At 58.8% G+C, this 18,609-nt stretch carries 10 protein-coding genes; all 10 read left to right on the top strand.

Going from position 1 to position 18,609, the window contains the following annotated elements; genetic code table 11:
- Nucleotides 1-212: 212 nt before the first annotated feature.
- The 10 genes from addB (at nt 213) to C173_RS09645 (ending at nt 18,556) form a co-directional block, all read left to right on the top strand.
- On the top strand, nt 213-3,773 hold the full coding sequence (gene addB, locus C173_RS09695; protein WP_036724359.1) for a helicase-exonuclease AddAB subunit AddB: 3,561 nt from the start codon (nt 213-215) through the stop codon (nt 3,771-3,773).
- A complete protein-coding gene (locus C173_RS09690; RefSeq protein WP_036724358.1) occupies nt 3,770-7,954 on the top strand; it encodes a UvrD-helicase domain-containing protein in 4,185 nt (1,394 codons plus the stop codon). The genes addB and C173_RS09690 overlap by 4 nt, the downstream gene beginning before the upstream one ends.
- Before the next feature lie 517 nt (nt 7,955-8,471).
- The gene (locus C173_RS09685) at nt 8,472-9,653 is read left to right on the top strand and encodes an exonuclease SbcCD subunit D (protein ID WP_036724357.1); all 1,182 of its coding nucleotides are present in this window, start codon (nt 8,472-8,474) and stop codon (nt 9,651-9,653) included.
- Nucleotide 9,654: 1 nt separating this feature from the next.
- Nucleotides 9,655-13,338 (top strand): AAA family ATPase, encoded by a 3,684-nt coding sequence (locus C173_RS09680; protein WP_036724355.1) that lies wholly within the window; start codon nt 9,655-9,657, stop codon nt 13,336-13,338.
- Nucleotides 13,339-14,231: 893 nt separating this feature from the next.
- Complete coding sequence (locus C173_RS09670; protein WP_036724351.1) at nt 14,232-14,591, top strand: histidine triad nucleotide-binding protein; 360 nt, start codon at nt 14,232-14,234, stop codon at nt 14,589-14,591.
- Between the two features lie 142 nt (nt 14,592-14,733).
- Nucleotides 14,734-14,907: a 30S ribosomal protein S21 gene (rpsU, locus tag C173_RS09665; protein ID WP_005547957.1), complete on the top strand. Its 174-nt coding sequence runs from the start codon at nt 14,734-14,736 to the stop codon at nt 14,905-14,907.
- Between the two features lie 15 nt (nt 14,908-14,922).
- Nucleotides 14,923-15,366: a GatB/YqeY domain-containing protein gene (locus C173_RS09660; RefSeq protein WP_036724349.1), complete on the top strand. Its 444-nt coding sequence runs from the start codon at nt 14,923-14,925 to the stop codon at nt 15,364-15,366.
- Between the two features lie 201 nt (nt 15,367-15,567).
- The gene (locus tag C173_RS09655) at nt 15,568-16,905 is read left to right on the top strand and encodes an NfeD family protein (protein WP_235191842.1); all 1,338 of its coding nucleotides are present in this window, start codon (nt 15,568-15,570) and stop codon (nt 16,903-16,905) included.
- A 36-nt stretch (nt 16,906-16,941) separates the two neighbouring features.
- The gene (gene floA, locus C173_RS09650) at nt 16,942-17,943 is read left to right on the top strand and encodes a flotillin-like protein FloA (RefSeq protein WP_036724346.1); all 1,002 of its coding nucleotides are present in this window, start codon (nt 16,942-16,944) and stop codon (nt 17,941-17,943) included.
- 16 nt (nt 17,944-17,959) lie between these two features.
- Nucleotides 17,960-18,556 carry a hypothetical protein gene (locus C173_RS09645; protein WP_036724345.1) on the top strand — a complete coding sequence of 199 codons (597 nt, stop codon included), beginning with the start codon at nt 17,960-17,962 and terminating at the stop codon, nt 18,554-18,556.
- The last annotated feature ends 53 nt before the right edge of the window (nt 18,557-18,609 follow it).

The raw sequence follows: 18,609 nt of genomic DNA, 5'->3' as shown, positions 1-18,609 counted from the left end.
GCCTTGAACCTAATTGACATGATTTATTCAGACTCTTCCGCCCGCCGTTTGCACGGCTCAGGGAGAGTCTTCTTTATTTCTGCATTTGCAAACAATGGCAAACGTACGTTCTGGAGCGGGCGGTGGAGGTATGCTATACTATTGAGACGAGAAGTTTCATAGATTCTGGTGTCGCATAGAGTGCCAGGGTTCAACGGAAGGAGTCTGCTGAAATGACGGTTAACTTCATCATCGGCCGCTCGGGCAGCGGCAAGACGACTACAATATGGGAGCGGGTATCCTCCAGGCTGAAGGCAGAGCCGCTTGGGGCCCCAATCATTATACTTGTTCCCGAGCAAGGATCATTCGGAGCGGAACGGGGACTGCTGGCGGCGGGCGGCGTGAAGGGGAGTCTGCGCGCCCAGACGCTCAGCTTCTCGCGGCTTGCCTACCGGGTGAAGCAGGAGACCGGCGGCAGCGCAAGTCTGCCTATCAGTGAAGAAGGCAAGAAGATGCTGATCTACAAGATTATCAGCAAGCGCAAGGAGGAGCTGAAGCTGTTCGGGGCTTCCTCGGACCGGCCGGGATTTGTGGAGCGGCTCAGCAGTCTGCACACAGAGCTTAAGCGCTGCTGTCTTGGAGCCGGAGACCTGGAGGAGCAGATCGGCAGAATGCGGGATGCCACGCTGGGCAGCCCTATTCTGGCCGGGAAGCTGGATGATCTGCATCTCGTCTTTAGCGAGCTGGACCAGGAGATGTCACAGCTCTATATAGATGAAGAGGACAGACTAGCCGAACTGGCTGAGCATATTGCGGACTCTGCCTATATCCGCGGCGCTGAGATCTGGGTGGACGGCTTCCACGGCTTCAGCAACCAGGAATTCATCGTCTTGCGTGAGCTGATGCAGTACGCGGACACAATGACCATTGCGCTCACACTGGACCGGATCTATCCGCCGGGCGTTGCCCCGCACGAGCTGGAGCTGTTCCATCCGGCGGCGGTTACTTACATTAAGCTCCGGGGAATAGCGGAGGAGATGGGACTTACCGTATGGGATGAGCTGCTGGCTCCGCCTGTCCTGCCAAGGTTCAAGGACGCTCCCGTACTCGCGCATCTGGAGCGCGGATTACAGCGCCGGCATCCCTGGACGGGACCGGCTGAACAGGTGAAGGAAGCCATCAGCATCCGGGCTGGGGCTTCACGCCGCACCGAGGTGGAGGGCGTGCTGCGCGAGATGCAGGCCCTGGCTAGAGAATCGGGGGCTAAATATGGGGAAATGGCGGTATTCATGCGCAATATGGCTGATTATGAGCCGCTGATTGCCCCGTTATTTCAGGACTTCGGCGTTCCGTTCTTCCTGGACCAGAAGCAGAGTGAGCTGCATCATCCGCTGGTGGAATTCATCCGCTCCGCTCTCGATGTCGTCCGCCGCCGCTGGCGTTATGAAGATGTGTTCCGCTGCGTGAAGACAGAGCTGCTGCTCCCGCTGGACGGAAACATTACCCGTGCCCATATGGATGAGCTGGAGAACTATGTGCTGGCCTGCGGCATTCACGGCTATCGCTGGACGGACGGGCGCTCCTGGAAGGGGATTCCGCGCCTCTCCCTGGAGGGCAGTGAGGCTGTAGATGAAGCCATGCTATCCAGAATGGAAGCCTGCCGGAGTGCGATTACAGGACCGCTGCAGGCATTTGAGCAGAGAATCAAAGCCAGCCGCAGCGGTCTGGAGCTATGCCGGGCGGTATATCTGCTGCTGGAGGATACGGAAGCGGCACGGAAGCTCGAAGGGATGGGAGCGGAGTCTCTGAAGCAAGGCCGCCCGGAAGCTGCCCGGGAGCATAGCCAGCTCTGGGGCGCTGTTCTGGGTCTGCTGGACCAGATTGCCGAGATGATGGGCAAGGAACGGATAGATTTCAGCTTGTTCGCCGGGGTGCTGGAGACCGGGCTGGCTGAGCTTAAAATGGGGCTCGTCCCGCCCGCACTTGACCAGGTGCTGGTAGGTACGATGGACCGTACCCGGGTGTCTGGAGTGAAGTACGCCTTCCTGCTCGGTTTCAACGAAGGAGTGGTTCCGGCACAGTTCAAGGAAGACGGCATTCTGTCCGAAGGGGAACGGCTTATGCTGGAGAAGTCCGGTATGGAGCTTGCGCCGGGCTCATCCCGGAAGCTGCTGGATGAACGTTTCCTGATCTACAATGCGCTTACCACTGCCAGCAGGAAGCTGTGGATCAGCTATGCCGTAGCTGACGATGAGGGCAAAGCGCTACTACCTTCGGAGGTCATCCGCCAGCTGCAGGGAATGTTCCCGCAGCAGTTAGATGAACAATTCCTCTCCGGCTTCCCGCAGAGCGGCAATGATGACGACGCTGTCCATATGGCCTTCATCGGCCATCCTGAGCAGACGCTCCGCATGCTGCTGCTTCAGCTCCGCCAGTGGCGTCAAGGGGCAGAGATCCCCGGCATGTGGTGGGAGGTCTATAACTGGTTTGCGGCGGAGCAGGGTGCAGACAAGCCTGCGGATGAACAGGCAGCGGAATACCGCCATGCGGATCTGTCCATGAAGCTGAAGCTGGAGCGGCTGCTCGGCTCGCTGTTCTACCGCAATGAAGGCATACGGCTGAAGAAGGAGACCAGCCTGCGCCTGTATGGCGGCTCTACGCTGCGCGGCAGCGTGTCACGGATGGAGCGGTTCGTTGCCTGCTCCTTCTCTCATTTCGCTTCCTACGGGCTGAGGCTGAAGGAGCGACAGCTCTATAAGCTCCAAGCTCCAGATATCGGGCAGCTTTTCCATGCGGCCCTTAGTGAAATGGCGAAGCGGCTGCAGGAGCAAGGCCGCAGCTGGGGCAGCATGACTGCGGAGGAATGCCGCCGTGAGGCAGGGGCGACAGTGGATAAGCTGTCTCCGCTGTTACAGGGAGAGATTCTGATGAGCAGCAAGCGCTACGGCTATATCTCGCGCAAGCTGAAGAATATTGTCGGCCGCGCTTCGGTCATCCTCGGGGAGCATTCGCGGCGCGGGAGTTTTGAGCCGGTCGGGCTGGAGCTGGATTTTGGCCCGGGCCAGGAGCTGCCTCCGCTGAGAATTACACTGCCGAACGGCTGTGTTATGGAGGTGGTCGGCCGGATTGACCGGGTGGATAAGGCTGAAGGGGAGCAGGGGATTCTGCTGCGGGTGATCGACTACAAATCAAGCCAGAAGGATCTCAAGCTGCATGAGGTCTACTATGGGTTGTCGCTACAGATGCTGACTTACCTTGATGTGCTGCTGACCTATTCCGAGCAATGGCTGGGCCAGGAAGCACTGCCTGCCGGGGCGCTCTATTTCCACGTTCATGATCCGCTCCTGACCTCAGCCAACGGAATGAACCGGGAGCAGGCAGAGCAGGAGCTGATGAAGCGCTTCAAGATGAAGGGCCTGCTGACCGCCGACCGTGAGGTAGTATCGCTGATGGATACCACACTAGACAAAGGGTATTCCTCTATTGTTCCGGTAGCGCTGAAGAGTGACGGCAGCTTCTATAGCAGCGCATCTGTAGCTACCCCAGAGCAGTGGGGGCAGCTGCGTTCCTCGGTGCGCAGCACGATCTCGGAGATCGGGACCAGCATTACGGAGGGGGATGTGACGATACAGCCTTATCGTATCCAGCAGGAAACGGCCTGTACCTTCTGCTCCTTCCGTCCCGTCTGCCAGTTCGATGAAGCGGTGGAGGGCAATAGCTATAACATTCTAAGTAAGCCGGGCAAAGAAGTGATCTGGGATCTGCTGTCCCGCAAAGGAGGAGAGAAGCTGTGAGCACAAGACCTGTACCCGAAACGAAGCCGGAAGGCAGTCTGTGGAGTGACGACCAGTGGCGCGCCATTGCCGAGAGCGGCAGCGATATTCTCGTGGCAGCGGCAGCCGGTTCCGGCAAAACGGCAGTCCTTGTCGAGCGGATTATCCGCAAGATCAGCAAGGAGGAAGCGGGCTTCAGTGTGGACCGGCTGCTGGTGGCAACATTCACCAAGGCTGCCGCCTCCGAGATGCGCCAGCGTATCCGGGAAGCGCTGGAGCGTAAGCTGGAGGAGGACAGTGAGGGCGGGAACGAATATCTGCGCCGCCAGCTTGCTCTCTTGGGCAGAGCCTCCATTACCACGCTGCATTCCTTCTGCCTTGAAGTAATCCGCCGGTATTACCAGATGATTCCAATCGATCCCGGCTTCCGTATCCTGAATGAGCATGAGGCGGAGATGATGCGCCAGGAGCTGCTGGAAGAGTTGCTCGAGGAGAAATACGGCGAGGTTGCCGAGGACGGGGAAGATACCCTGTTCGTGCAGCTTGCAGACTGGTTCAGCGGTGAACGGAGCGATGATGCGGTGCATTCGCTGATTCAGCGGCTGCATGATTTCGCGCGCAGCCATCCCTGGCCTGCGCAGTGGCTGCGGGATACCGCAGCCGACTTTGCGCTGCCGGATGCTGAAGCTCTTAGCCATACACCTTGGGTGCAGAGCATTCTTGCCGAAGCCAGGCTGACGCTGAAGGGGGCGATCAGCCAGCTGGAGCAGGGGCGTGACATTGCGCTTCAACCCGCCGGTCCGGCGCCTTACGCGGAGAATCTTGCTGCCGATCTGGAGATGGCGCAAGGCCTGCTGGACGCGGTGGACTCACAGCCCTGGGCCGGATTGTATGATATCTTCATGGAGATCTCCTTCGGGAAGCTGAAGCCCTGCAAGAAGGATGCCACTGATCCGCTGCTTCAGGAGAGTGTGAAGGCAATCCGGGATCAGGTGAAGAAGAGCCTGCTCGAGCTGCAAAAATCTCTGTTCGGCCGTCCGTCGGAATCCTTCCTGAGTGAACTACATACGGCGGCTCCGCTGATGCAGGAGCTGGCGGAGACCGTAATCGCGTTCGGCGAGCGCTACAGGCTGGAGAAGGCGGGCCGGGGGCTGGTGGACTTCAGTGATCTGGAGCATTACTGCCTGCAGATTCTGCGCCATAAGGACTCGCAGCCGGGGCATTCGCTACCGTCGGATGCGGCGATGGAGTACCGCAGCCAGTTCGACGAAGTGCTGCTGGATGAATATCAGGATACCAATAGCGTACAGGAGGAGATTGTCCGGCTGATCTCCCGGGAATCCCCCGGCAACCGCTTCATGGTCGGGGATATGAAGCAGAGTATATACCGGTTCCGCCTGGCGGAGCCGGGCCTGTTCCTGGACAAATACCGCAGGTTCAGTAATGATCCATCCTACGGAGACAGTGCAGGTAGCACCCTGCATGTCGTTGAGGCAGATGGCCGGGCGGGGGCTGATCCGGGACAGGAGGAACGGGAAGATGGTCTCGTCATCGATCTGGCCCGCAATTTCCGCAGCAGGATGGAAGTGGTGAATGCGGTGAATATGGTCTTCCGGCAGATCATGGACAGCAATGTCGCGGAGATCAGTTATGATGAGCGGGCAGAGCTGGTGTACGGAGCGAACTTTCCGGGAGCTGCGGAGAAAGGTACGGATATTTATTTTGCGCCGGAGCTGCTGCTGATCGACAAGGGAGCCTCTGCCCCGGGTCCGGCGGACGAAGCGGCAGAGGGCGATGAGCTGCCCCTTCTGGAGCTGGAGGCTGCCGAGAGTGAGACGGCGCAGCTGGAAGCACGGGCCATTGCCCGGCGTATCTCACAGATGACGGGAATGACCGGCGGTGAGCCGCTGCTGATCTATGATAAAGGACTGCGGATCATGCGTCCCGTGGTATACGGCGACATTGTCATTCTGTTGCGTTCGGCCCGGGTATGGACGCCGCTGATGATTGAGGAGCTGCGGGGTGAAGGTATTCCGGCATACGGGGACCAGAACAAGGGGTATTTTCAGGCTACCGAGGTGGAGATTGCCCTCTCCCTGCTGCAGATTGTCGATAATCCCCGACAGGACATTCCTCTAGCCGGAGTGCTGCGCTCACCGGTGGTGAATCTCCAGGAGGAGGAGCTGGCGAAGGTGCGGCTGTGCAGCAGAGGGACGTTCTACGATGCGTTGGTTGCGGCTTCTGAAGCAGGGGAGGCACTGCGGGACAATCCGCCGGATCTGTTCTGGGAGGCCGCGCTGCTGGCGGGACAGGGGGCCGGTACCGGTGACACAGCCGGAGAGACAGCCGCCTCGTCAGAGCTTACGCCATCGTCAGGAAATGAGAGTGTACAGGAAGGTATAACTGACGGAACCGATGCTTCGGCGGCGCTGCGGGATATTCCGCTTACGCTGCAGCGTAAGCTTAAGTCCTTCCTGGATAGGCTGGAGAACTGGAGAAATGCTGCCCGGCAAGGAAGCTTAAGCGAGCTGATCTGGAGGATCTACCGGGAGAGCGGGTATCTGGAGTGGGTCGGAGGGCTTCCCGGAGGCTTTCAGCGCCAGAACAATCTGAAGGCGCTGTATGACCGGGCTGTTCAATTCGAGAACGAGACCTCGGCCAGAGGGCTGTTCCGCTTTCTGGTGTTCATCTCACGGCTGAGAGAGAACGGCGGCGATCTGGGGGTTGCCGGAGGAAGCAGCGAGGAGGCCGGGGGCGTCAGAATTATGACGATCCACAAATCCAAGGGTCTGGAGTTCCCTGTTGTTTTCCTGGCAGGTATGGCCAAAATGTTCAACCGTCAGGACCTGCATTCCCCGTTCCTGATGCACAAGGAGCTTGGCTTCGGGCCGCGCTTCGTGGAGCGGGAGACCAGGGTCAGCTACCCGACACTGCCCTATCTGGCGATTAACCGCCGTTCGCGGCTGGAGCTGCTCGCTGAGGAGATGCGCGTGCTCTATGTCGGACTGACCCGTCCGCGCGACAAAATGATTCTGGTCGGCACGGTCAGAGATCTGCCGCGCACGGTTTCGGGCTGGGCAGCGATGCAGGGCCGCGAAGAGCTGCTGCTGGCGGATCACCTGCTGGCCCGGGGCCGCAGCTATCTGGACTGGGTGGGACCGGCGCTGATCCGCCACCCTGCCGCTGCTATTCTGCGTAAGCTGGCAGGCAGTGAGGGCCCGGTATCCACGGTGCTGCATGGTGATGAGTCGAACTGGAGTATTACGGTGACTGGTGCGGCGGAGCTTAGCCCTGGCGCTTTTCTTGCCGGGGACGGCGATCAGGACAAGAACGAACAACGCGGGGTAATTCTGGAGGCGCTCCGCAGGGGCAGGGCGGTGTCAACACCTGAGACCCCGGTAGCTGCGCAGATAGCGGAGAGACTGGGCTGGACTTACCGGTATGCGGCAGCGTCAAGCATCCCTGCTAAGACCTCTGTCACCGAACTCAAGGGGTTATTGTCGATGCAGGAGCAGCCGTCTTACGACCAGCTGGAGGAGCGGAAGCTCCCGGGTGGACCGGACGAACGGAACGAACGCGGGTATAGGGACAGCCTGCATCTCCAGCGGCCGAAATTCATGGAGCAGCGGGGACTTACCCCTGCCGAGCGCGGAACGGCTTATCACACGGTGATGCAGCATATCCCCCTGGATGAGCCGGTAGACCGGTCTGTGCTGGAGGCTACGCTTGCGCGTCTTGAAAGGCTTGCTATCCTTAGCAAGGAACAGGCGGATGCGGTGGTGCTGGAGGAAGTTGAGCAGTTCTGCCGGAGTGAGCTGGGACACAGACTGTTCCATTCTGCCTGGAAGACCAGAGAGCAGCCCTTCAGTTACACGATGCCAGCCGGTGAAGCCTACCGGGGGCTTGACTATCTGGACGAAGCGGCTGCCGGACTTGCGGATGAGCAGGGCGGTGGTGATTTTGCGGAGACGGTACTGATTCAAGGCGTGATCGACTGCCTGTTCCGGGAAGAGGGACGGCTGATTCTGCTGGATTACAAAACAGATCATATCCCTCCGCACGGGGAAGGGCTTGCACAGCTGTCAGACAAATACCGTTTCCAGTTGGAGCTGTACAGCAAGGCGCTGGTGGATATTCTGGGCGAGCCGGTCAGCGAGATATGGCTGTACTTTTTCGATGGGGGACATGCTGTTAGATTGTGATTGGCGGGGAAGGATTGCGGTAGCTGCAGCGGATGAGGATGAGGCGGATCTAGGGTGCTACGCGGTATTTTAGACTAATACATGCTTGCGGTCTGAAGTGCGTTGGGTGTCGACTGAAATGATATTTATGGATAAGAGTTCTATGAATGATTCGTAGAGTGGCTTTGCTGGCTGAGTGTGGCTGAAGGATCGCCGGGAAGAGCAAGAGTGTATCTAATCTCATCGGTTAAAGGCTGAATGTATGCTATAAGCCGAATGCAACCGGCTGGAACAGCGACATATGGCCCGAGTGTATCTAAAAAACAACATTCATGGTGATTGCACGCAGGCATATGAACCAAATGTATGTGAAAAACAGCATACATGGTGCTCGTATACAGGTGAATGGTCCGAATATATGCGAAAAACAGCATACATTGTGCTTGCGCGCAGGCGTATGAACCGAATGTATGTGAAAAACAGCATACATTCTTTGAATCTATAATTGCCGCAGACAGGCGGGGAAAAGAGGGCGGAAATGCGCATATTGCATACGGGAGACTGGCATCTGGGGCGGACGCTGGAGGGCCGAAGCCGGCAGAAGGAGCAGGAGCAGTTCGTGGATGAGCTGGTTATGATAGCCGACTCCTCCGGGGCGGATCTGATTCTGATGGCGGGGGATGTCTATGATTCAGTCAATCCTCCGGCTGCGGCAGAGCAGCTGTTCTATGACGCGGCGGCCAGACTGACGGCAGGCGGCCGTCCGCTGGTGGTTATTTCGGGCAATCACGACCAGCCGGAGCGCGTAGCTTCCGTGTCCCCGCTTGTCCGCAGACAAGGGATTACGCTCGTCGGAATGCCGACTTCGGAACCGGTCACGGTACATGCTGCCAGAACCGGCGAGGTTGCCAAAATCGCTGCGCTCCCTTACCCCTCCGAAGCCCGTCTCGGCGAGCTGCTCGCGGGGGATAGCGGGGAGGCTGAGCTGAGGCTGGCTTACAGCGCCCGGGTGGGGCGGCTGATGAATCTGCTTGGACGCGAGTTCACCCCGCAGACCGTCAATCTGGCGATGAGCCATATCTATGTGCTGGGCGGCGTGGAGAGTGACTCTGAACGGCCGATTCAGGTCGGCGGCGCTTATACCGTTGATCCTTCGGCACTCTCTTGCGGAGCGCAGTATACGGCACTCGGACATCTTCACCGCGCCCAGCGGGTCAAGGGCGAGGGGATGATCCGCTATAGCGGCTCCCCGCTGGCATACAGCTTCTCTGAGGCAGGCCAGGCCAAGTCGGTGGCCATGATTGATGTCGCACCCGGCGGGGAGCCGGTGTTCGAGGAAATCTATCTCTCCTGCGGGCGGCCGCTGGTGAACTGGAGATCTGCGGGCGGATTGCAGGAGGTCTATGGCTGGCTGGATGAGGGCAGGGATGAAGGAGCATTCATTGATCTGGAGCTGCGGCTGACCGAGGCCATGTCCATGAATGATATCCAGCGGCTGCGCAAGTCACGGGAAGGCATCGTCCATATCCGGCCAATCTATCGGCAGATGGAGCAGGAGCTGGAAGAGATGTCCCGCTCCCGCATGCCGGTACAGGAGCTGTTCCGCAGGTTCTATCAGCGCCAGACCGGCGGTGCGGAGCCGGATGACAGTCTGATTGAGCTGTTCCTGGAGCTGGCGGAAGAAGAGCGGCATGAAGCTGCGGAAGGGGAGGAGAACTGATTTGAAGCCGATATTGTTGAAATTATCCGGGCTGCAGAGTTACCGGGCGGAGCAGGAGATTGATTTTGCCAGCCTGACCGAGACGGGGCTGTTCGGGATCTTCGGTCCGACGGGCAGCGGCAAATCCAGTCTGCTGGACGCGATTACACTGGCGATGTACGGCAAAGTGGAGCGCGCCGTGAACGGAACCCAGGGGATTATGAACCATTCCGAGGACCAGCTCAGCGTGGCCTTCACCTTCGAGCTGAACTCCTCTTCCGGGGCGCGTCGCTATCGCGTGGAACGGAAGTTCAAACGCACCGGGGAGCAGTCGGTCAGCAATACGATCAGCCGGTTCATCGAGGTCAAGGCGGACGGGGATCTTGTGATGGCCGACAAGCTGGCGGACGTTACGCGCTGTGTCGAGGAGCACATCGGGCTGAAGATGGACGACTTCACCCGTGCCGTTGTGCTGCCGCAGGGCAAATTCGCCGAGTTCCTGTCGCTGCGGGGCGTGGACCGCAGGCAGATGCTCCAGCGTCTGTTCCATCTGGAACAGTACGGCGACGGGCTGGCACTGAAGCTGAGCCGCCGCGTCAAGGAGAACGAGGCGGCACTGCGCGCTCTGGAGGCCGAGCAGCAGGGGCTGGGCAGCGCGGGCAAGGCAGATGTGGAAGCGGCCGCCGTCCGTGTGCAGGAGGCGATCCGTCATGCGGCGGATTGCCGGGGGCGGCTCACGGAGGCTGCGGAGCGCGCCGAGCGCTTCGCCCGCATCCGCGAGCTGCAGGAGGAACGGGCCCGCCGCGAGTCGCAGCGGCAGGCTCTGCTGGCCCAGGAGGAGCAGATCCTCCTCCTGGAGCAGAAGCTCAGCAAGGCGGACGAAGCCGAGCGTAGATTGCCCGCGCTGAAGGCTTGGCGCAGCGCGGAGGAGGCCTGGAAGGCCCGGGCGGCACGCGCCGGGGGCCTTGAGGCCTTGGCCGCCGCCGCCGTGCAGGAGGCGGCAGCCGGGGCGGAAGCGGAAGCAGCGGCCCAGGCCGCGCTGTCCGCAGGCGAGCCGGCCCTCCGCGAGGAGGAGGGCCGGTACCGGCGCGCGCTCGAGCTGGAGGCCGAGCTCGGCGCACTGCACAGCGAGCGGGCGGCGCTGCAGGTGCGCCGCGAGGAAGCCGCCCGGGGCCTGGCCGCCGGGCGGGAGAGCCTGGCCCGGGAGCGTGAGCTTTTGGCCCGCGGCCAAAAGAAACAGCACGAGCTGCAGCAGAGCCTGCAGCCACTGGCGGTCCGCTCCCAGGAGCGGCAGTCTCTGCAGGAAGCCATGCAGAGACTGCAGGGACTGCGTTCTGCCGAGGCCCAGCGGGAATCGGCAGAACGTGAGCGCCAGAGCCGCGCGGCGGTGCTCGCAGCGGCGGAAGTGCGGCTGGCTGCCGCCGGGTCCCGGCGGCAGGCGCTGGATGCCGGGCGCGGGGAGCTGCTGGCCGCCGCCGCCCTGCACCAGGAAGAGCTGCGGACGGCCGAAGGGGCAGCGGGAGACGCTGCCGGCCGCCTGGAGGGGCACATCAGCGCGCTGGAGGCTGCGCTGAAGGAGCAGGAGGTTCACCGGCTCTCGCAGGCACTCGCCGGTGAACTCCAGGAAGGGGTTCCCTGCCCGGTATGCGGCAGCGAGCATCACCCCTCCCCTGCGCTTGTTCAGAAGCAGGGGGAACCTGAGGAGCTGGACAATAGGCTCCGCCATGTCCGCGCTCAGGCCCGGCAGGCGCTGGAGACGCGCCATCTGCTGCGCAGCCTGCTGGAGCAGGACAGCTCGTGGCTCGCTGGGCTAGCGGGAGCCGCGTCCGAAGAGGCGCTGCACCAGTCCGCCGCCGGGGCAGAGGCGGCTGTGGACAAGACGGCAAGCATGACTTCCTACGCCGCACCCGCACCCAAGCTCTCAAGCAGTTCCGGTTCGGATGCCGGATCTGTCACTCTCAGCAATTCCGAGTCTCACACCGCTTCAGATTCCTTAAACACTTCGGAGTCTCTTGAGGCTTCCAAGTTCCCAAGTAGTTCCGGCTCTTATACAGCATCTGACTCTCTGGACAGTTCCGGCTTCCACGCCGAACCTGATTCTTTAAGCACCCCGGCCTCGGAGTCTCACGACTCCATGGTAACCGCGCAGCTTCCGGATGAACAAGCTTTATCCGCGCTGGATGGGCGGTTGTCTGCCTTGAATGATCAACTGGCCGCGCTCCGAGGCCGCTCCGCAGAGCTGCGCCGTGCAGCCTCAGACTGGCAGCGTTCCCTGCAGGAGCTGGAACAGGTCTATCACAAGGAAGCGGCAGGTGCCGAAGCGGAGAAGACCTGGCTGCAGGGACTGTCTGCCAAGGCAGAGGAGCTGGCTGCTTCAGCCAGCAAGCTAAGGGAGGAATGGAGCCGTCTCTTCCCGGAGCTTGCCCCGGAGGAAGCGGAGAGAACGTATCAGGAGATGCTTGGCAAGGATGAACGCGCCGAGGAGATCCGCAGCCGGCTGGAGATCAGCGTCAAGTTCCTGGACGAGAAAAGCCTCGCAGTGCAGACGCTGAACGAGCAGCTGGCCGGGCTGGACAAGGAGCTGGCGCAGTGGGATGCGCAGCTTGAAGGCAAAGAGGCGCTTGCCCGCGATAAAGAGCAGCGCCTTCGCGAAGGGACCGGCGGCCGGCCTGCCGGGGAACTGCTGGCCGGGTGTGAACGCAGATTGCTGGAGCTGCAGACTGCGCTGGAACGCAGCCGGCAGGAACACCGCCGGGCAGCGGACAAGGCGCAGCAGCAGACCCGTGAAGCTGCGGTAGCCCGCCAGGCGGCAGAATCGGCTCATGAGCATTATACCGCCGCCGCCGCCCAGTGGGAGGAGAGTCTGCAGTCTTCGCCGTTCGCCTCGGCCGCAGAAGTAGAGGCCTCATCGCTGGAGACCGGAGAACGGGCACAGGCCGCCGAGCGTGTGAAGTCCTACCGCGAAGAAGAGGCGGAGTGCCTGCTGCAGCTGCGGAGTATTGAAGAGAAGCTGGCTGGAGCTGTGCTCAGCAATGAAGAATGGCAGGACAGCCAGGAAGCACTACGCAAGTGTAAAGAGGACGATGAAGCCTCGCTTCAGACCCGTGCGCGGGCAGAGCGGGATCTGGAGGATCTGCAGCAGCGCCATATCCGCTGGGTAGAGCTGGAGGACAAGCGGGCCGGACATGCGGCGATGCAGGAGCGTCTATCCAAGCTGCAGACCGTACTGCGCGGCAACGCCTTTGTGGAGTATATTGCAGAGGAGCAGCTGATGCAGGTATGCCAGGCTGCGTCACAGCGTCTGCGGTTCCTGAGCAAGCAGCGTTATGCATTGGAGGTGGATTCAGGCGGGGGCTTCGTCATCCGGGATGACGGGAACGGCGGCGTTAGACGTCCTGTGTCCACGTTATCCGGGGGAGAGACCTTCCTGACCTCCCTGTCGCTGGCGCTTGCCCTGTCAGCCCAGATTCAGCTGCGCGGACAATACCCGCTGCAATTCTTTTTCCTGGATGAGGGCTTTGGCACCCTGGACCCGGATCTGCTCGACACCGTTATCACTTCACTGGAGAGACTGCATAATGACCAATTGTCTGTGGGCATCATCAGCCATGTTCCTGAGCTTCGGGCCCGCCTGCCGCGCAAGCTGATTGTGGTTCCTGCAGAGCAGGGCGGCGGGGGTTCAACCATTCTTTTGGAAAAAATGTGAAAGACGGGGTTGGTTGTGATGAGAATCACAGATACACCTCCAACCCCCTGTTATAATACAGCTAAGCCGACATTATTTGAAACACCTCGGCGGACGTATGACAGGGAATGAACTCCTTCTCATACGTCCGCCGCCGAAGCAGCTCATATGAGCTGTGAAGGGTGTTTCTTTTTTTTGTCTTTTTTTGGGTCCACGCTCAAAACTAGCAACGGTCCTACCCCAAGGAGGGAGCACCCTCCTTTAAGGCAATCGAACAAAACGTATGCGTAAAACCGAACACAATATGGCTGTTGAGGTGTTTGTTGACCAAATGTACACGATAAACCGAATTTATTGTGCCGCCACCCTGTTATAATACAGTCTGCCCTACCTACACTCCCTGTTATTGTGATCCTCCACTCCCTGCCCCTGATATTAACGCCCTGTTCGCGTGCCACTTCCACCCCTGCTCCCCTGATCCGCCCCCACCTGATATCCTGATCCCTATTCCCTGATCCCTGCCTGGTTACCTGCTCCCACACTCCTTGCTGCTCCCACCCCAGTTCCCCCATACATCGCCGCCCGCCCACTTTCCCTCGCAATCCAGCATAAGCCGCGCCGAACATCTGATTTCACCAGAATGTAGCCTTCCGCCTTTCGTAATTGCTCAACATCCTGTATGATTAGTTCCATAAATTGAAATTTGTCGCGAAGCCGATCAGGCCGGAAGCCCGATGATCTTCAGGCGTGTGCGCCCCGCAGAGCTCTAGCTGTATTGACGGATCATCTCCTATGAGTAGCGGGTGGCCGTTGTACGAATAAGAGTTAGGTTCGTGTCTGTTATCTCAGCCTCTGCTGCGGAAAGTGCCGGATGCAAGCTTCTGCATTACAAATTTTTTGGGAGGAAGCGTGGTATGGAAACTGTATTCAGCAAAATTATCGAAGGTTTAATCCCGTCCAAAAAGGTGTTCGAGAATGAGCGGATTCTGGCGTTCCACGATATTGAGCCTGCCGCCCCTGTGCATGTGCTGATTATCCCGAAGAAATACATCGCTTCTATGAACGAGGTTACGCCTGAGGATCTGCCGCTGATTGGCGAGATTCATGCCGTAGCACAGCAGCTTGCTGCAGAGCTCGGAATTGCCGATACCGGCTACCGGCTGATTAATAATTGCGGTCCGGACAGCGGGATGGCAGTGCCGCATCTGCATTATCATCTGCTGGGTGGAGCCAAGCTTGGTGCCCTTACGGGGAACTCCAGTTCTCATGCCTAATTAAGCAATGCAACTATGTACAGCCCGGCTAAAAAAAGAATAACGCGAAGGTTGACACCTTATTTAGGTTTGACCTATAATGAAAGGTGATGAACCGTGTTGTTATGCTCTTGGACGGTCTGGTCGGAGGGAGGGAAAACTGGTGTCTGAAACGAAAGTTCGCAAAAACGAGACAATTGATGCTGCACTTCGTCGCTTTAAACGTTCCATTGCTAAGGATGGTGTCTTGGCTGAGGTGAAGAAACGCAAGCATTATGAGAAGCCAAGCGTAAAGCGCAAGAAGAAGTCTGAGGCTGCTCGTAAGAGAAAGTTTTAGGAGGATTACCCACGCATGAATCTTAGCGAACGATTGAACGAAGATATGAAGCAAGCGATGAAGAGTAAGGACAAGTTCACACTCTCCACCATTCGAATGGTTCGTTCTACAATAAAGTATCTTGAAATAGATTTGAAGAGAACATTAGACGACAACGAAGTGCTTGATATCCTTAGTCGTGAGATCAAACAGCGCAAAGATGCCCTCCAAGAATTTGAAGCAGCGGGTCGCGATGAGCTTGCCGCGAGTACTAAGGCAGAAATCGAGATTATCATTAAATATCTTCCCGAGCAGCTTACCGAAGAAGAAATTAAAGTAATTGTACAACAGACCATCCAGGAAACCGGTGCTTCTTCGAAAAGTGAAATGGGTAAGGTGATGAGCGCACTGATGCCTAAGGTCAAAGGTCGCGCCGATGGTAAACTTGTGAACCAGGCGGTTCAGCAGTTTCTGCAATAATATAACGCTAGCACCCCTTTTATAAGGGGTGTTTTTCATTATGTGGAGCTTTTTGGATAGACCTGCGTATAAGGTATACTAAGAATTATATGCAGACTTACATACAATGATAAGTTGAGAATGCAAATGGTTCACGTACAAAAGGGGGGCGCAGGCTTGAATAAGTTACGCACCATCATATTTTCCTGTATCGCGGCCTTAATGGTTCTTCTGTTCCTGCCATTGGCGGGGACGGTTCAGGCGGATAATGAAGCGGTCCGCGCACCGGGAGCGGCCTCAGGTACAGTGGTCAACGGACCCGTCTTCATTATTCCGGTGGATCAGGAGATTGAGCGGGGTCTGCAGAGCTTTCTGGAACGGGGCTTTCAGGAAGCGGCGAATTACGGCGCAGTTCTGATTGTTCTGGAGATCGATACACCTGGAGGACGGGTGGATTCTGCCGAACGAATCGGCACTCTGGTCAGAGACAGCAAGATCCCGGTAGTAGCCTATATCAAAGGCAACGCCGCTTCCGCAGGCAGCTACATTGCGCTGAGCGCGGACGCCATTATCATGAAGCCGGGCAGCATGATCGGGGCCGCTTCGCTGGTGGACATGAACGGGAAGAGCGTGGAAGATGCCAAGATGGTATCCTATTGGAAATCCAAAATGATCGGGGCTGCCACGCTGAACGGGCGTGATCCTGAAGTGGCGGCCGGCATGATGGATGTCCATCTGGTAGTTAACCGCCCGGAGCTGGGTGTGAACAAGCAGGCTGGCGAGATTATCGCTCTGAGCAGCAATGAGGCGCTTCAGGCCGGTTACGCCGACCGGATTGCTGGAACAGAGCAGGAGGCGATTACCTGGCTGGGCTACTCGACAGACGACATTTTTCGCATTGAGCATACCGGTGCGGAGAAAATGTCGCAATTTCTGACTCATCCGGTAGTCATGACGATTTTGCTCTTCGTGGGCATAGCCGGTGTGTTCATCGAGCTGCTGGTGCCCGGCTTTGGGGTGCCCGGAATTGTCGGTACGCTGGCATTTGCCCTCTACTTCTTCGGCAACTATGTGGCCGGCTTCGCCGGGGCGGAGACGCTGCTGCTGTTCATTCTGGGACTGGTGATGCTGATTCTGGAGCTGTTCGTGCCGAGCTTCGGTATTCTGGGAATCCTCGGGTCCATCAGTCTGGTAGCGGGTGTTGTAAGGGCTGCTTACAGCTTTACACATGCCCTTTTCAGCCTTGGTATTGCTTTTTCGGCGGCGGCTGTGGTTATTGTGATTGTAGCCGTAGTCTTCAAGGAGCGGGGAATCTGGAACCGGTTCATCCTTCAGGATAGCCTTACCAGAGAGAAGGGATTCGTGCCTGTCCCGGAGAAGCTGCGTCTGATCGGGGCCTCCGGCATCAGTGTTACCCCGCTGCGTCCGGCCGGAACCGCCACCATTGGCGGCGAACGGATAGATGTGGTGACAGAAGGCGGGTTCATCGAGGCGCAGACGGCCGTGTCCGTGGTGAAGGTTGAGGGCGGCCGTGTGGTAGTGAAGGAAGCTGCGAAATAATTTTTGTCTATCAAAATATCGGAGGTAGGTAAGCGTATGTTAGAAGCATCTATGATTACTTTTTTGCTGATCGCGGTAGCCGTGATTGTTGTTCTAAGCGTCTTCTTCAGCTTCTTCCCGGTCATGCTGTGGGTGTCCGCCTGGGCCTCCGGGGTCAAAATCAGCATTATCACGCTGGTAGCAATGCGTCTGCGCCGGGTAACCCCGAGCCGGATTGTCAATCCGCTCATTAAGGCGACCAAGGCCGGGCTGGGGCTGAATATCAATCAGCTCGAGAGCCATTATTTGGCCGGAGGGAATGTGGACCGTGTAGTGAACGCGCTGATTGCTGCCCAGAGAGCGGATATTCCGCTGGAATTCACACGTGCTGCAGCCATCGATCTGGCCGGACGCGATGTGCTGCTGGCGGTTCAGATGAGCGTTAACCCGCGTGTCATTGAGACGCCGATTGTTGCGGCTGTAGCCAAGAACGGGATTGAAGTCAAGGTCAAGGCACGGGTAACGGTGCGGGCCAATATCGACCGGCTGGTCGGGGGTGCGGGCGAAGAGACGATTATTGCCCGTGTCGGCGAGGGGATTGTAACCACAGTCGGCTCCAGTAATTCGCATAAGGATGTGCTTGAGAATCCGGATTCCATCTCCCGGACCGTATTATCCAAGGGTCTGGACTCAGGGACTGCCTTTGAAATTCTGTCCATTGATATTGCGGATGTGGATGTAGGCAAGAACATTGGTGCGTACCTACAGACCGAGCAGGCGGAAGCGGATAAGCGCATCGCCCAAGCGAAGGCTGAAGAACGCCGGGCCATGGCGGTTGCCCATGAGCAGGAGATGAAGGCACGCGTGGTTGAGATGAAGGCGCTGGTCGTTGAATCTGAATCCCAGGTTCCGCTGGCGATGGCCGAAGCCCTGCGCTCCGGCAAGCTTGGTGTGATGGATTATATGAATCTTAAAAACATCGAGGCAGATACGCAGATGCGCGGTTCCCTCGGCAAACTAAACGATGGGGACGACAGCAGCCGTCCGCCCCACAAATAAAGGGATGTGAGCTCCTATGAGCGGCGTGATCTATTTCCTGGTGCTGGCGGCCATAGCGATCATCACCAATCTGAACAAACAGAAGGGCAAAGACAAACAGGCCCCGCGCGGGGGGATGCCTACCTTTGGGGGCGGCGGGGGAGATATCGGCAATCCGCTGCCCCGCCGCCGGAAGGCCGGACGCGTTGAACAGCAGGGCAGCGGATTTCCGGCGCCTGCCGGGACAAGGACGGCCCCAAACCAGCCTGCCCCGCCGCCGGATGCTCAGGAGGCCCCGTCTTCGCCAGCATGGGCTGAGGCTTGGCAGCCGGCTCCCGGTGATGAGACAGGCGAAGGTGTGTCTCTGGAACAGGCCGATGATCTGGACAGCGTGGAGGCCCGCACAGAACGCATGCAGCAAGAGCTGGAGAAGCTGAAGGCTGCCTTTGACGGAATGGCGGCTGCGGTCCCGTCTGCGGGCTCCGACGCAGGCGGGGAGGACGCAGATGCAGCATCGCCGGCATATGCTGTCCATCCGCTCACAGGCGACCCTGACACGCTGCGCAGCGGTCTGGTATGGGCGGAGGTGCTGGGTCCGCCCCGTGCCCGCCAGCCGCATTCCACGCGGCGCTAAGACCTTGCCTCCGCCTCCTGATCAACATGTATACTGCACATAAGCCTGAATCC

Origin of the sequence: Paenibacillus sp. FSL R7-277 (assembly GCF_000517965.1) — a bacterium.
Classification (GTDB): domain Bacteria; phylum Bacillota; class Bacilli; order Paenibacillales; family Paenibacillaceae; genus Paenibacillus_AQ; species Paenibacillus_AQ silagei.
Note: the sequence above shows the minus strand (reverse complement) of the source record. Positions and strands in the feature narration are given on the sequence as shown.

Bases quoted from the DNA above. Each gene is read 5' to 3' on its own strand.
- addB (WP_036724359.1), top strand. From the start codon at position 213: ATGACGGTTAACTTCATCATCGGCCGCTCGGGCAGCGGCAAGACGACT.
- C173_RS09685 (WP_036724357.1), top strand. From the start codon at position 8,472: ATGCGCATATTGCATACGGGAGACTGGCATCTGGGGCGGACGCTGGAG.
- C173_RS09670 (WP_036724351.1), top strand. From the start codon at position 14,232: ATGGAAACTGTATTCAGCAAAATTATCGAAGGTTTAATCCCGTCCAAA.
- C173_RS09660 (WP_036724349.1), top strand. From the start codon at position 14,923: ATGAATCTTAGCGAACGATTGAACGAAGATATGAAGCAAGCGATGAAG.
- C173_RS09655 (WP_235191842.1), top strand. From the start codon at position 15,568: ATGGTTCTTCTGTTCCTGCCATTGGCGGGGACGGTTCAGGCGGATAAT.
- floA (WP_036724346.1), top strand. From the start codon at position 16,942: ATGTTAGAAGCATCTATGATTACTTTTTTGCTGATCGCGGTAGCCGTG.
- C173_RS09645 (WP_036724345.1), top strand. From the start codon at position 17,960: ATGAGCGGCGTGATCTATTTCCTGGTGCTGGCGGCCATAGCGATCATC.